The following is a 13,005-nucleotide window of genomic DNA, read 5'->3' as shown; positions in this document are numbered from 1 at the left end:
GCCCGGCGGTGGCCACGATGATGTAGTAGCTCATCGCCTCCAGCTCTGAGATCGGACGCCCGTCAACCTGGCTGTTGGCGATCAGGGTCGCCAAGTCATCCTTCGGCTCCGCCTTTCGGGCGGCCGAGAGGCGGGCGAAGTAGGCGTAGAAGTCGGCGATGACGCCATTGCGCAGCTGGGCCGCCTCGTCCGTGTCGCCCTCGAACTTGCGCCGCAGCTCAGGATCCGAGGCGCCGAACAGCTCCTGCGTGAGCATCAGCATCCTCGGCTCGTCCTCCTCGGGCACCCCAAGGATCTCCATGACCACGTGCAGCGGGTAGTGCAGCGCCACCTCGCGGACGAAGTCGCACCGGCCACCGGTGGCCAGCATTTTCGCGACGGAGTTGCGGGCGATGCCCCGGATCCGGTCCTCGAGCCGCTTCAGGTTGGGCGGCATGAACCAGGCCTGAGTAAGCAGCCGGTACTTCGGATGGTCCGGCGCATCCATGTGGATAAGCGTGCGCAGCAGGTGCGGGCTGCCGCCCATCATCTTTCGAACGGTTTCGTCGATCGCCTTGGTGGTGATGGTCGGCGAGCGGGCGCCATTCAGGAAGAGCGCGTTCTGGCGGCTGATCTCCAGGATGTCCGCGTGCCGGGTGACCACCCAGAACGGGTCGAAGCCTTCGATCTCTGCGACGCCGAGCGGCTGGTTGGCGCGCAGCCAGGCATAGGTCTCGTGGATGCGCTGGCCCGCATAAGCTGCGGGATTTACTAGGTTCGAGGCGTGCTCGGCGGGGATCTTCAGGTCAGATGACGGCATCTCGATCGCCCGCGCACCCAGACGGCGCAGGTCAAGACTGGAGCGAACCCCGCCTGACCTTACGTCGCGTCAAGGACGCCGACGCCTCCCTTGTGTTCTGTTCTTCGCTCAATTGATACTGCCGCAAAAGCCGCGGCGGCAATACGTCGAGCGAACAAGGAGACGCGCATGCTCACCAAAGGCGACGACTATCCGATCCACCAGACGGCCGAGCCGATCGCCTACGCCGGCACCGACCGCAACTTCTACGACCGCTACTTCTTCAACGGCTACGCGCCGGACGGGGAGACCTTCTTCGCCGTCGCCTTCGGGGTCTATCCGCACCTGAACGTCGCCGACGCCCACCTCTCCGTCGTCCGCGGCGGGGTCCAGTACTGCCTGCACGCCTCGGCCCTGCTGTCCGACCGGATGGACCTGACGGTCGGACCGGTCCGCATCGAGGTTCTGGAGCCGCTGCAGCGGCTGAAGGTGACCGTCTCGCCTGCCGAGGGGCTGGCCGGCGAGATCGTCTTCGACGGCCGCGCCTTCCCCATCGAGGAGCCGCGCTTCATCCGCCGCAACGGCCCGCGGGCCTTCATGGATTACACCCGCCTGACCCAGAACGTGCGCTGCCAGGGATGGCTGGAGGTGGACGGCGCCCGCCAGACGATCGACGGCTGGTTCGGCTCGCGCGACCGCTCCTGGGGGATCCGCCCCGTCGGCGCGCCCGACCCGCAGCCGGCCGTGCCGCAGACGGTCAGCGGTTTCTTCTGGCAATGGACGCCGCTGAACTTCGCCGACCGCAGCGTCTTCTTCCACGTCAACGCCGACCCGGACGGGCGGCCCTGGAACACCCGGGCCGTCATCCTGCCCGACGGCGCCGGGCCCCAGGGCGGCTACGAGACCTCCGCCTGCCGGATGGAGGACGTGGAGATCGTCCCGGGCACGCGCCACGCCCGCACCGGCCGGCTGGTCATTCCCCTCGATCAGGGCGAGGCTCAGGTCGCCTTCGAGCCCTTCCTGACCTTCCTGATGCGCGGGATCGGCTACGGCGGCGAATGGCGCCACGGCCTGTTCAAGGGCGAGCTGGCGGTGGGCCGCGCGGACATCCGCCTCGCCGACGTGACCATGGGCTCGCCTGAGAACTGGCACATCCAGGCGCTCTCGCGGGTGCGGCTCGAGACGCCCGGCGAAACGCCGCAGGAAGGCCTCGGCGTGTTCGAGCAGCTGATCGCCGGCCCGTACCGGCCGTACGGGCTGTAACTCCGCCGCTGCCTCGCGAAACCTCCCCCCGCTCAACGGAGGGAGAGGTCTTTGATGCTTGAGGGTTGCGTTGCCCTGCGCTCGGTTGGCACAATCGCGCGCATTACCTTACGTCGGCGCGCTCGCGTCTTATTTTTGAAAGCATGAGCCTTTGACCGTTACCAGCCAGGCGGCGCGTCTTGCGCAGACCTCCGACCCCCTATCGTCCGTTCAGGCCCTGATCGAGGGGCTCGCCAGCGTCGGCTACATCGCCTCCCAGCGCATCGCCACCTCGCTCTACATGGCGGTGAACCTGCAAAAGCCGATCCTGGTGGAAGGCACCGCCGGCGTCGGCAAGACCGAACTGGCGCTCTCCACGGCCACCCTGCTCGGCCTGCCGCTGATCCGGATGCAGTGCTACGAGGGGCTGGACGAGTCCAAGGCGCTGTACGAGTGGAAGTACGGCAAGCAGCTGCTCTACACCCAGATCCTCAAGGACCGCATGGGCGAGTCGCTGGCCGACGCCAACTCCATGGACGACGCCATGGACCGGCTGCACGGCATGGGCGACCTGTTCTTCTCCGAGCCCTTCCTGGAGCCGCGCCCGCTGATGAAGGCGCTGCGCGAGGACGACGGCTGCGTCCTGCTGATCGACGAGATCGACAAGTCGGACGAGGCTTTCGAGGCCTTCCTGCTGGAAGTGCTGTCGGCTTACCAGGTCTCGGTTCCCGAGCTCGGCGTGGTCAAGGCCAAGACGCCGCCGCTGGTGTTCCTCACCTCCAACAACGTGCGCGACCTGGGCGATGCCTTGAAGCGCCGCTGCCTGCACCTGCACATCCCGCTGCCCGACGCCTCGCTCGAAGAACGGATAGTCGCCAGCCGCGTGCCGGGCATCGAAGCGGCGCTGGTCAAGCAGCTGGTGTCGTTCGTGCAGAGCCTGCGCACCATCGACCTGCGCAAGGCGCCGTCGATCTCCGAAACCGTCGACTGGGCCCGCGCCCTGATCCTGCTCAACGCCGGCAGCCTCGAGCCGGAGATGGTCCGCGACACCCTCAACGTGATCCTGAAGTTCGAGCAGGACATCGCTGCGGTGGAGCCGCAGATCGGCGAGCTGATGCGCAAGCCCGCCAACGCGGGCTGAGCCGGCCATGCAGCGCTCCCTTGAGGAGTTCATCCGGGCGCTTCGCGCCGCGGACGTGCGCGTGTCTCCCGTGGAAGCGATCGACGCGCACCGCGCGGTCGCCTCGGTGGGGTTCGCCGACCGCACCCTGCTGAAGGACGCGCTGTGCGCGACGCTGGCCAAGAGCGCGGACGAGGTGGACCGGTTCGACTCCACCTTCGAGATGTTCTTCAAGCGCGACAACTTCATGTCCGCGCCGCAGCCGGAAGGCCGCGAGGGGGGCGGCGAGCACAGCGACCAGCTGCCTGAAGAGGTCCAGGGCTCGCCTTTGGCCCAGATGCTGCTGCTCGGCGACGCCGCCGGCCTGGCCGCCGCCATGGAGGAGGCTGCCCAGCGCGCGAACGTCAACGAGATCCGTCTCTCCACCCAGCGCAGCCGGATGACCCGCCGGCTGCTGGACGAGATGGGCCTGGCTGAGATCGAGCGGATCATCTCCGCCGCCAAGCGGCTGCAGACCGAGCAGGGCGACGGGCTGGCGAAGCGGCTGGAGGAGCGGCGCAAAGGGCTGATGGCCGAAGCCACCCGCTTCGTCGAACGCCAGCACGAGCTCTACGCCGCGGGCTCCGGGCAGAAGATGCGCGAGGAGCTGCTGGCCCGCAAAGCGCTGAACTCCGAGGGCGGCATCGACCCGGTCGACCAGATGATGATGCAGGCGCTGGTGAAGAAGATGGCCAAGCGCCTGGCCGACCGCTACAGCCGCCGCCGCAACCGCGCCAAGAAGGGCCATCTGGACGTGCGCCGCACCCTTCGCCGGTCGATGGGCTATGGCGGGGTGCCGTTCGAGATCGTCTGGAAGCGCGAGAAGATCGAGAAGCCGTCGATCGTGGCCATCTGCGACGTCTCCAAATCGGTGGCCGCCGCAGCCCAGTTCCTGCTGACCTTCCTTTATTCGCTCAACGAGGTGGTCGACCGGCTGGACAGCTACGCCTTCTCCGGCCGCCTGGTGCCGGTGGACGACATCCTCAACGACTACGGCGTCGATGGGGCGATCCTGGAGGTGCTCAAGCGCATCGGCTTCCAGCAGACCGACTACGGCAAGTCGCTGGAGGACTTCTGCGACAACCACCTCGACCGGCTCGACCGGCACACGACGGTGATCTTCCTAGGAGATGGGCGCTCGAACTTCGCCGACCCGCGGCTCGACCTGATGCACACCATCCAGCAGCGGGTCCGCTCGGTCATCTGGCTGAACCCGGAGCCGGAGGCGTACTGGGGCCAAGGCGATTCCGTCATGCACCGCTACGAGCGCTTCTGCCACGTGGCCAAGACCTGCAACACGCTGGCCGACCTGGAACGCATCATCGAGGACGTGCTGCGGACCTACGTGCCGCACTGACGTCGGCGGAGTGTTTGCGCGCGCCCCGTGAGCGGGTAGCAATCCCCCATGCCCGCTTCGCCACCCCGCGAGATCGTGCTGGTCCACTCGCCGCTCGTCGGCCCCTCCTCCGTCGCGCCCACTGCGGAGGCGCTGGAGCGGCGGGGCTTCCGCACCTACACGCCTTGCATTGAGGGCTCGGACGTGGCCTGGCGAGATGCGCCGGCCGCGGTGCTGGCCGCGCTGCCGGAGCTTTCCGGACCGCTGCTCGTCGGCCACAGCGCCGCGGCCCTGCTGCTGCCGGCGCTCGCCGGGCGGCTCGACGCCTGGGGCCTGATCTTCCTCGACGCTCGGATCCCGCCGGCGCAAGGCCCGACGCCCCCCGCCGAGGATGAGTTCGCCGGCTTTGTGAAGGCGCTGCCGGTCGAGCAGGGACGCCTTCCCAAGTGGTCGCAATGGTGGGGTCCCGGCGGGATCGCCGCCCTGATACCGGATCGCTGGACCCGCGAGGCGTTCGAGGCCGACTTGCCGCGCCTACGCCCCGAGTGGTTCGACGACGCCGTCGAGACCCCGCCCTGGGACCATCTAAGAGCCGGCTACCTGCAGACGTCCCCGCGGCTGGCCGACCAGGCGGCGCTTGCGCAGGCCCGCGGCTGGCCGCTCCAGACCCTCGCCGGCACCCACCTGGACCCGTTCCTGCGGCCCGGCGAGACGGCGCTGGCGATCGCCGAGCTGATCACGGCTATGTCGGCGCGCTGACGGCGCGTTCACTCACCACCGTCAGCCGGAAGTCCGCGGGACCCAGGCTTTCACGCCGCGTCTGGGTCCTTCAGGCCGTCCGGGATGATGGTGCAATCACCAAGCATCGATCCAGGGCAGCTTCTTCTCCGTCCGCACCGGCTTGGGCGGCTGGGCCATGAGGCCGGCGACTACCCAGCGGCGGGTGTCGGCGGGGTCGATGACGTCGTCGAGGGAGGGGCTCATGCCGCGCGAGAGGGCCTTGCCGCGCTGGTAGGCGCTGGCGACCATTTCGTCGAAGCGGGCCTTGCGGGCCACCGGATCCTGGATGGCGGCGAGCTCGTTGCGATAGCCGAGCTTCACCGAGCCTTCGAGGCCCATGCCGCCGAACTCGCCCGTGGGCCAGGAGACGCAGAACATCGCCGCCTGGTAGCTGCCGCCGGTCATGGCGATGGCGCCCAGGCCGTAGCTCTTACGCAGGATCACCGAGAAGATCGGCACCGTCAGGTTGGCCCCGATCACGAACAGCCGTGAGCAGTGGCGGATCAGGCCGGTCTTCTCGGCCTCAGGTCCGACCATGTTCCCCGGCGTGTCGGAGAGCGACAGGATGGGGATGTCGAAGGCCTCGCAGACCTGCATGAAGCGGGCGGCCTTGTCCGAGGCGTCGGAATCGATCGCGCCGCCGATGTGAGCCGGGTTGTTGGCGATGACGCCCACCGGCCGGCCCTCGATGCGGATGAAGGCTGTGATCATGGCGAGACCGAACTTGGGCCGCAGCTCCAGCACGCTGCCGGAGTCGGCGATCAGCTCGATCACCTTGCGCACATCGTAGACCCGCAGGCGGTTCTCCGGCACCGCCCGGCGGAGCAGCCGCTGGTCGGCGCAGGTCCAGTCCTTCAGCGGGCCCTGGAAGTAGGAGAGGTACTGTTTGGCCACCGCCACCGCCTCCGCCTCGTCCTCCACCAGCACATCGATGGTGCCGTTGGCCTGCATGACCTTGATGGGGCCGATCTCCTCGGGCCGGAAGACGCCCAGCCCCCCGCCCTCCACCATCGCCGGGCCGGCCATGCCGAGCGCCGAGTCCTTGGTGGCGATGATCACGTCGCAACAGCCGAGGATGGCTGCGTTGCCCGCGAAGCAGCGGCCGGAGTTGACGCCCACCAGCGGCACGGCGCCCGACAGCCGTCCCCAGAACTCGAACCCGCGGGTGAAGCCGCCGCCCTCCGTGTCGCCGGGGCGCCCGCCACCGCCCTCGGTGAAGAAAACCGTCGGCAGCCGCCAGCGCAGGGCGATCTCGGCCATGCGGTCGAGCTTCTCGTGGTTGTGCGCGCCCTGGGTGCCGGCCAGCACCGTGTAGTCGTAGGCCATCACGGTGGCCCGGCTGGCCTCCTCGCCGAACTTGTCGCCGTTGATGTGTCCCAGGCCCATGATCAGGCCGTCGGCCGGTGTCTGGGTGATCAGTTCGTCGATGGTGTTGCGCCGGCGCCGGGCCGCGACGACCAGCGGGCCGTATTCGGTGAAGGTCCCGGCATCGCACAGGTCGTCGATGTTCTCCCGCGCGGTGCGCTGGCCGGTGCGGCGGCGGCGCTCGACCGCCTCGGGCCGCGCCTCATCGAGGGTCAGCCTGTGGCGCTCGAGCACCTCGGCAAGGTCCGGGCGGATGTAGTCGGGGTCCAGGTTCTCCTCCGCCGCGAAGGCGCCGACGATATCGTCGCGCGGCTCGATGAAGGCCAGCGGGTGGCCCTCGAACACGGTGTCGCCGGCCGCCACGGTGATCTCGCGGAGCACCCCGCCGGCCTCGGCGGCGATGACGTGCTCCATCTTCATCGCCTCCATGACCATGACCGGCTGGCCGGCCTTCACCGTCTCGCCAGGCGTGACGGAGATGGAGACGACCGTCCCCTGCAGCGGCGCGCGGAGCGCGAGCGTGCCCTCCGGCCCCTCGATATGTTCCGCCTCGTCGGCGGCGTGCTCCACCTGCTGCTTGCCCAGCGCCAGCACGGCGAGCGGGTCGATGGTGTCGACCTGGGTTCCCGCCCGGCGAGGCTGAGCGCCGCCGGCGGTCTCGAAATAGAGGCGGCGGTGCTGGTCGGCCCCGTCCAGCAGGGCCGCGACGTGCTCGTCGATGAAGCGGGTGTGCACCTGTCCGGCGGCGGCCTCGGGGTGCGAGAGCAGGCTTTGGAGGAAGCCGAGGTTGGTCGCCGCGCCGGCGATGCGGAACTCGCCCAGCGCCCGATAGGCCTTGGCCGCGGCCGCCTGCACCCCGCCCAACGGGGCGTGGACGATCACCTTGGCGAGCAGAGAGTCGAAGCGGGCGCTCGTGCGGTAGCCGGCGTAGCCGAAGCCGTCGACGCGCACCCCCGGCCCCGACGGCGGCTCGTAGGCCGAGAGCACGCCGCCCGCGGGCCGGGCCGAGCCGTCCGGCGCCATGGTCTCCAGGTTGACGCGCGCCTGGAGGGCGACGCCCCGGGGCGCCGGCACCTGGCCCTGGGTCAGGCCGATGTCGGCCAGCGTGCGGCCGCGGGCGATCTCCAGCTGCAGACGCACGAGGTCGAGGCCGGTGACCTCCTCGGTGACCGTGTGCTCCACCTGCAGGCGAGGGTTGGCCTCTATGAAGACGATGCTGGGCTCGGCGGCGTCCGCCTCCACCAGGAACTCGACCGTGCCGAGGCTGCGGTAGCGGGCGGCGCGGCCAAGCGCGACGGCGGCCTCGAACAGCCGCTCGCGCACCTCCAGCGGCAGGACGACGGCGGGGGCGACCTCGACGATTTTCTGGCGCTGGCGCTGCAGGCTGCATTCGCGGTCCCACAGGTGTGAGACAACGGCCCCGTCGCCGGCGATCTGCACCTCCACGTGCCGCGCCTTCGGGAGGAACTGTTCGACGTAGACCGCGCCGTCGCCGAACGCCGCCTCGGCCTCGGAGCGGCAGCGGTCAAACACCTGCTCCAGCTCCTCGACCGAGCAGGCCGGCCGCATGCCGCGCCCGCCACCGCCGGCCACCGCCTTGACCATCACCGCGCCGTCGGGGCCGAGGCTCTCCAGGAACGTGCGCGCGCCGGCCAGGTCCACCGGTCCGTCCGTGCCTGGAGGGACCGGGACCTCGTGGCCGATGGCCAGCGCCCGCGCCTTGGCCTTGTCGCCGAACAGCTCCAGCGTCTCGGGGCTCGGCCCGACGAACGTGATCCCTGCTTCAGCGCAGGCCCGCGCGAAGGCAGCGTTCTCGGACAGGAATCCGTAGCCCGGGTGGATGGCGTCGCAGCCCTGCTCGCGCGCCGCGGCGACGATCTGAGCCTGGTCGAGATAGGCGGCCGGCCCGGAGCCGGTCAGCCCCACGGCCGCATCGGCCTTCTTCACGTGCAGCGAGGACGCATCGTCCTCGGAATGTACGGCGACGGTCGGGATGTTCATTTCCGCCGCCGTGCGCGCGATGCGCACGGCGATCTCGCCGCGGTTGGCGATCAGCAGCTTCTTCAATCGGGGCGTCCCTGGCTCGGCGGTCTGGCGCCGCCTCTTGGCCAGACCTTAGCGCCCGAACAACCCACCCGTCATCCCGGCCGGAGCACAGCGGAGATCCCGACCCAGGTCGGCGCGCCCTGGGTCCCGGATCGCCCCTGCGGGCCGTCCGGGATGACGTCGCTACGCCTTCAGCATCTCCGCCCGGATCGGCAGGGCGCGGATGCGCTTGCCGGTGGCCGCGAAGATCGCGTTGGTGAGGGCCGGGACCACAGGCGGCAGGGCGGGCTCGCCCAGGCCCGTGGGCGGGTTGTCGGTCTTCAGGAAGTGGACCTCGATCGGCGGCGCCTCGTTCATCCGCAGCAGCGGGAAGTCGTTGAAGTTGGCCTGCTGGACCGCGCCGTTCTCGATGGTGATCTCCTGGTGCAGCGCCTCGGAGAGGCCGTCCAGCACCGAGCCCTGCACCTGGTTGTAGGCGCCCGCCGGGTTGATGATGTGGCCGCCCACGTCGGCGGCGACCCAGACCTTGTCGACCTTCACCGCGCCGTCCGCCGCGACGGTCGCCTGCACGACTTCCGCGAAATAGCCAAGGTGGCTGTAGTGGAAGGCGACGCCCTTGCCCGTGCCCTTCGGCAGCGGCTGGCCCCAGCCGCTCTTCTCGGCGACCAGCTTCAGCACGCCGGCCATGCGACCTGCTGCGTACGCCGCCGGCGGATCCCCGACCATCGCCTTGTCCCCCAGCAGCTTCAGCCGGAAGGCCACCGGATCGGCTCCTGCGGCATGCGCCAGTTCGTCGATGAAGGATTGCACCACAAAGGCGATGGCGTTGGAGCCGGGCGCCCTTAGCGGGCCGGTGGGCACGCCCAGCGGCATGGTGGAGACGCCGAGCTTGTAGTTGGGCACGAACCTGGCCGGGAACTCCGTCGGGCTCATGTTGGCGCTGCGGGCGAAGCCTTCACCCTCGCCGAAGCTCACGAAGTGGTCTTCCCAGGCCACGACATTCCCCGCCGCGTCCACGCCGCCCTTGAAGTGGTGGAAGCCGGCCGGCCGGTAGAAGTCGTGGCGCATGTCGTCTTCGCGCGTCCAGACGAGCTTCACCGGCGCGCCCACCTTCTGCGCGATGGCCGCGGCCTCGACCATGTAGTCGTTGGAGAGCCGCCGCCCGAAGCCGCCGCCGGAGCGGGTCATATGGATGATGACGTTCTCCGGCGCGATGCCGAGGGTCTTGGAGACCAGCTGCTGGCCGGGCTCGGGGAGCTGGGTCGGCGCCCAGATCTCCATCTTGCCGTCCTTGAAGTGGGCCGTGCAGTTCTGCGGTTCCAGCGTCGCGTGCGCCAGGAACGGGTAGAAGTAGGCCGCCTCGACGGTCTTCGCCGCGCCCTTCAGCGCCCCGGCCACGTCGCCGTCGGCGCGAAGGCTGCGGGCGGGGGCGCCCTTGGCGAACTCGGCGGCCTTGGCCGCGAAGCCGGCGCTGGACTGGGCCGAGGTCGGATGCTCCGCCCACTGGATGTTCAGCTTCTGGCGGGCCTTGTTGGCCGCCCACCAGGTGTCGGCGACCACCGCCACGCCGGGCAGCAGGCCGTCGAGCTGGGTCCCGCCGTCGAGCACGAAGGCGTCCCTGACGCCCTTGACGGTCTTCGCCGCGTCGAGGTCGGCCTTGGCGACCTTGGCCCCGAACACCGGCGCCTTCTCATATGTGGCGTAGACCATTCCGGGCAGACGGGTGTCGATGCCGAACAGCGGCTGGCCGGTGACGATCTGAGGCGAGGAGACCTGCGGCGTGAACTTGCCGATGATCCGGTAGTCCTTCGGATCCTTCAGAGTCAGCGCGGCGACCTGCTCCTTGGTCGGGGCCGGCAGGGCCGCGGCCTTGGCCGCCAGGCTGCCGTAGGAGGCGCGCTTCTTGGACGCCTTGTGGACCACGAAGCCGGCCTCGGTGGAAAGCTCGGCTGCGGGCACGTTCCACTGCTGGGCGGCAGCCTGCAGCAGCATGTTGCGCCCGGCTGCGCCGACCCGGCGCAGCTCTTCCCAGTGCAGGGGCGTGGCCATCGAGCCGCCGGCGAACTGGCGCCCGTAGGCCGTGGGGTTGTTGCCGGCCTGGTGCACGCGGACGGCCTTCCACTCCACGTCCAGTTCCTCGGCGATCAGCATCGGCAGCGAGGTCATCACCCCCTGGCCAATCTCCGGGTTCTTGGAGACGATGGTCACCTGCCCGTTCGGGGCGATGGTCAGGTAGGCGCCGATCTTGGCCCCGTCCTGCCCCTGCGCGGACGCGGCGGCGATGTCGTAGGTCAGGGCCAGGCCGCCGGCGGCGGCGCTGACGGTCAGGAATGTCCGGCGGTCGGTCTCGACGGCGTCAAAGGGCGTCATCTCAGGCCTCCTTCGTCACGGGCTGGCCGGACGCCTGTTTGATGGCGTTGCGGATGCGGGTGTAGGTCGCGCAGCGGCATAGGTTGCCGCTCATGGCCGCGTCGATGTCGGCGTCGGTGGGCTTGGGGTTGGCGGCCAGCAGCGCAGTGGCGCTCATGATCTGGCCCGGCTGGCAGTAGCCGCACTGGGCCACGTCCAGCTCGACCCAGGCGGCCTGCACCTTCTTGCCAACCGGGTTGGCGGCGATGCCTTCGATGGTGGTGATCTTGCCGGCGCCGACGGCGGAGACCGGCAGGCTGCAGGAGCGCACCGGCTGGCCGTCCACGTGTACGGTGCAGGCGCCGCACAGGCCGACCCCGCAGCCGTACTTCGGACCGACGATCCCGAGGCTGTCGCGCAGCACCCAGAGCAGCGGCGTGTCCTCGTCGACGTCGACCGTCTGGGACTTGCCGTTCACATTCAGACTGTAGGGCATGCCTGCCTCCCCTTATGGGGGAATCCTAGAGCCCCGCGCCCCCCTGCGGCAAGGAAGATCAGCCGACGAGCGGGACGACGCCCAGCAGTAGCGCGGCGCCAAGAAGGATCAGCGACAGCAGGACGGCCCAGACCAGCGTGAACCGCTGGTGCTGGCCGATGTCGATCCCGACCAGCCCGACCAGCAGATAGGTCGAGGGCACCAGGGGGCTCAGCAGGTGCACCGCCTGGCTGGTCAGCGACGCCCGGGCCATTTCCACCGGCGTCACGCCGTAGTGTCCGCCGGCCTCGGCCAGGATCGGCAGGATGCCGAAGAAGTAGGCGTCGTTGGAGATGAAGAAGGTGAAGGGCATGGAGATGAGCCCCGCGATCGGGGCCATGTAGCGGCCCAGCTCCGGCGGGATCACGTCCACCACGCTGCGGGCCATGGCGTCGGTCATGCCGGCGCCGTTGAGGATGCCGGTGAACACGCCGGCCGCGAAGATCACCGAGACCACCGCCAGGATGTTGGGCGCGTGGGCGGCGATGCGGGCCTTCTGCATGGCGACCGAGGGGTAGTTGACCAGCAGTGCGATCGCCGTAGCGATCATGAACAGCACCGGCAGCGGCAGGACGCCCATCACGAGCCCGGTCAGCAGGACGGCGGTGAGCGCGAGGTTGATCCAGATGCGGTCCGGCCGCTGGGTCTCATCGTTGAAGGCGACTGGATCCTCCGGCAGGCCGGCGGCGATCGCGGGACCCTGCAGCACGCCGAGCCTGGCCCGCTCGCGCCGGCCGAGGAACCAGCCCAGGCCGATCACCGCGGAGGCGCCGATCAGCATGGCCGGGATCAGCGGGACGAAGATGTCGGCCGGATCGAGCTGCAGGGCGCTGGCGGCCCGCGCCGTCGGCCCGCCCCAGGGGGTGATGTTGGTCACCCCGCAGGCCAGCATCAGCAGGCAGGCGAGGATCCGCATGTCGAGGCCCGCGCGCCGGTAGAGCGGGACCATGGCCGAGCAGCAGATGATATAGGTGGTCGAGCCGTCCCCATCCATCGAGACCAGCAGAGCCAGCACCGCCGAGCCGGTGGTGATCTTGGCCGGGTCGCCGCCCACCAGACGCACGATCAGCCGCACCAGCGGGTCGAACAGCCCGGCGTCCACCATCAGGCCGAAGTAGAGGATGGCGAAGGCCAGCATGACGCCGGTGGGCGCGAGCTCCCGCACCCCGTTGAGCATCATCGCCCCGAGTTCGCCGGCCGGGGCGTAGCCCAAGCCCACAGCGGCGAGGCCGAAGGCGATGGGCACCAGGATCAGGGCCACCAGGGCCGAGACGCGGCCCGACATGATCAGGGCCATGAAGCTCGCCACCATGGCGAAGGCGAGGATGGCGAGCACGCGCGGACGAAGCCTCCCGGTTCACCGGGGACGCCGGCGTTCCTACGAACTTGGCCGGAAATGCTTCGGGCTGGAAGCC

8 protein-coding genes and 1 pseudogene are annotated in these 13,005 nt (G+C 69.7%); 4 read left to right on the top strand and 5 right to left on the bottom strand.

All coding sequences use genetic code 11. The features are described from left to right. Positions 1–799: pseudogene (locus VHK87_RS16855) on the bottom strand (cytochrome P450); the annotation flags it as partial. Positions 800–967: 168 nt separating this feature from the next. On the opposite strand from VHK87_RS16855, the gene VHK87_RS16850 reads away from it, so the two are divergent. From VHK87_RS16850 to VHK87_RS16835, 4 genes are all read left to right on the top strand, one after another. Continuing rightward, positions 968–2,041 (top strand): hypothetical protein, encoded by a 1,074-nt coding sequence (locus VHK87_RS16850; RefSeq protein ID WP_329636048.1) that lies wholly within the window; start codon positions 968–970, stop codon positions 2,039–2,041. A 151-nt stretch (positions 2,042–2,192) separates the two neighbouring features. Continuing rightward, the gene (locus VHK87_RS16845; protein ID WP_329636047.1) at positions 2,193–3,161 is read left to right on the top strand and encodes a MoxR family ATPase; all 969 of its coding nucleotides are present in this window, start codon (positions 2,193–2,195) and stop codon (positions 3,159–3,161) included. A 7-nt stretch (positions 3,162–3,168) separates the two neighbouring features. After that, positions 3,169–4,536 carry a vWA domain-containing protein gene (locus tag VHK87_RS16840; protein WP_329636046.1) on the top strand — a complete coding sequence of 456 codons (1,368 nt, stop codon included), beginning with the start codon at positions 3,169–3,171 and terminating at the stop codon, positions 4,534–4,536. 48 nt (positions 4,537–4,584) lie between these two features. Next, positions 4,585–5,274, top strand: a complete 690-nt coding sequence (locus VHK87_RS16835; RefSeq protein WP_329636045.1) for a hypothetical protein — start codon at positions 4,585–4,587, stop codon at positions 5,272–5,274. Positions 5,275–5,370: 96 nt separating this feature from the next. Here the strand turns inward: VHK87_RS16835 and VHK87_RS16830 are convergent, their stop codons facing one another. The 4 genes from VHK87_RS16830 to VHK87_RS16815 all read right to left on the bottom strand — a co-directional run bounded on the left by VHK87_RS16830 (position 5,371) and on the right by VHK87_RS16815 (position 12,926). After that, positions 5,371–8,727 carry a carboxyl transferase domain-containing protein gene (locus VHK87_RS16830; RefSeq protein WP_329636044.1) on the bottom strand — a complete coding sequence of 1,119 codons (3,357 nt, stop codon included), beginning with the start codon at positions 8,725–8,727 and terminating at the stop codon, positions 5,371–5,373. Positions 8,728–8,889: 162 nt separating this feature from the next. Next, positions 8,890–11,076 (bottom strand): xanthine dehydrogenase family protein molybdopterin-binding subunit, encoded by a 2,187-nt coding sequence (locus tag VHK87_RS16825; RefSeq protein ID WP_329636043.1) that lies wholly within the window; start codon positions 11,074–11,076, stop codon positions 8,890–8,892. 1 nt (position 11,077) lies between these two features. Next, positions 11,078–11,551 (bottom strand): (2Fe-2S)-binding protein, encoded by a 474-nt coding sequence (locus VHK87_RS16820; protein WP_329636042.1) that lies wholly within the window; start codon positions 11,549–11,551, stop codon positions 11,078–11,080. 58 nt (positions 11,552–11,609) lie between these two features. After that, positions 11,610–12,926: a citrate:proton symporter gene (locus tag VHK87_RS16815; protein WP_329636041.1), complete on the bottom strand. Its 1,317-nt coding sequence runs from the start codon at positions 12,924–12,926 to the stop codon at positions 11,610–11,612. Between the last annotated feature and the right edge of the window lie 79 nt (positions 12,927–13,005).

Origin of the sequence: Phenylobacterium sp. (assembly GCF_036263695.1) — a bacterium.
In the GTDB taxonomy this organism is placed as follows: domain Bacteria; phylum Pseudomonadota; class Alphaproteobacteria; order Caulobacterales; family Caulobacteraceae; genus Phenylobacterium.
This window is presented reverse-complemented; position numbering and strand designations above follow the sequence as displayed.

Coding starts and splice junctions, on each gene's coding strand:
- VHK87_RS16820 (WP_329636042.1), bottom strand. CDS start 11,551: ATGCCCTACAGTCTGAATGTGAACGGCAAGTCCCAGACGGTCGACGTC.
- VHK87_RS16825 (WP_329636043.1), bottom strand. CDS start 11,076: ATGACGCCCTTTGACGCCGTCGAGACCGACCGCCGGACATTCCTGACC.
- VHK87_RS16840 (WP_329636046.1), top strand. CDS start 3,169: ATGCAGCGCTCCCTTGAGGAGTTCATCCGGGCGCTTCGCGCCGCGGAC.
- VHK87_RS16835 (WP_329636045.1), top strand. CDS start 4,585: ATGCCCGCTTCGCCACCCCGCGAGATCGTGCTGGTCCACTCGCCGCTC.
- VHK87_RS16850 (WP_329636048.1), top strand. CDS start 968: ATGCTCACCAAAGGCGACGACTATCCGATCCACCAGACGGCCGAGCCG.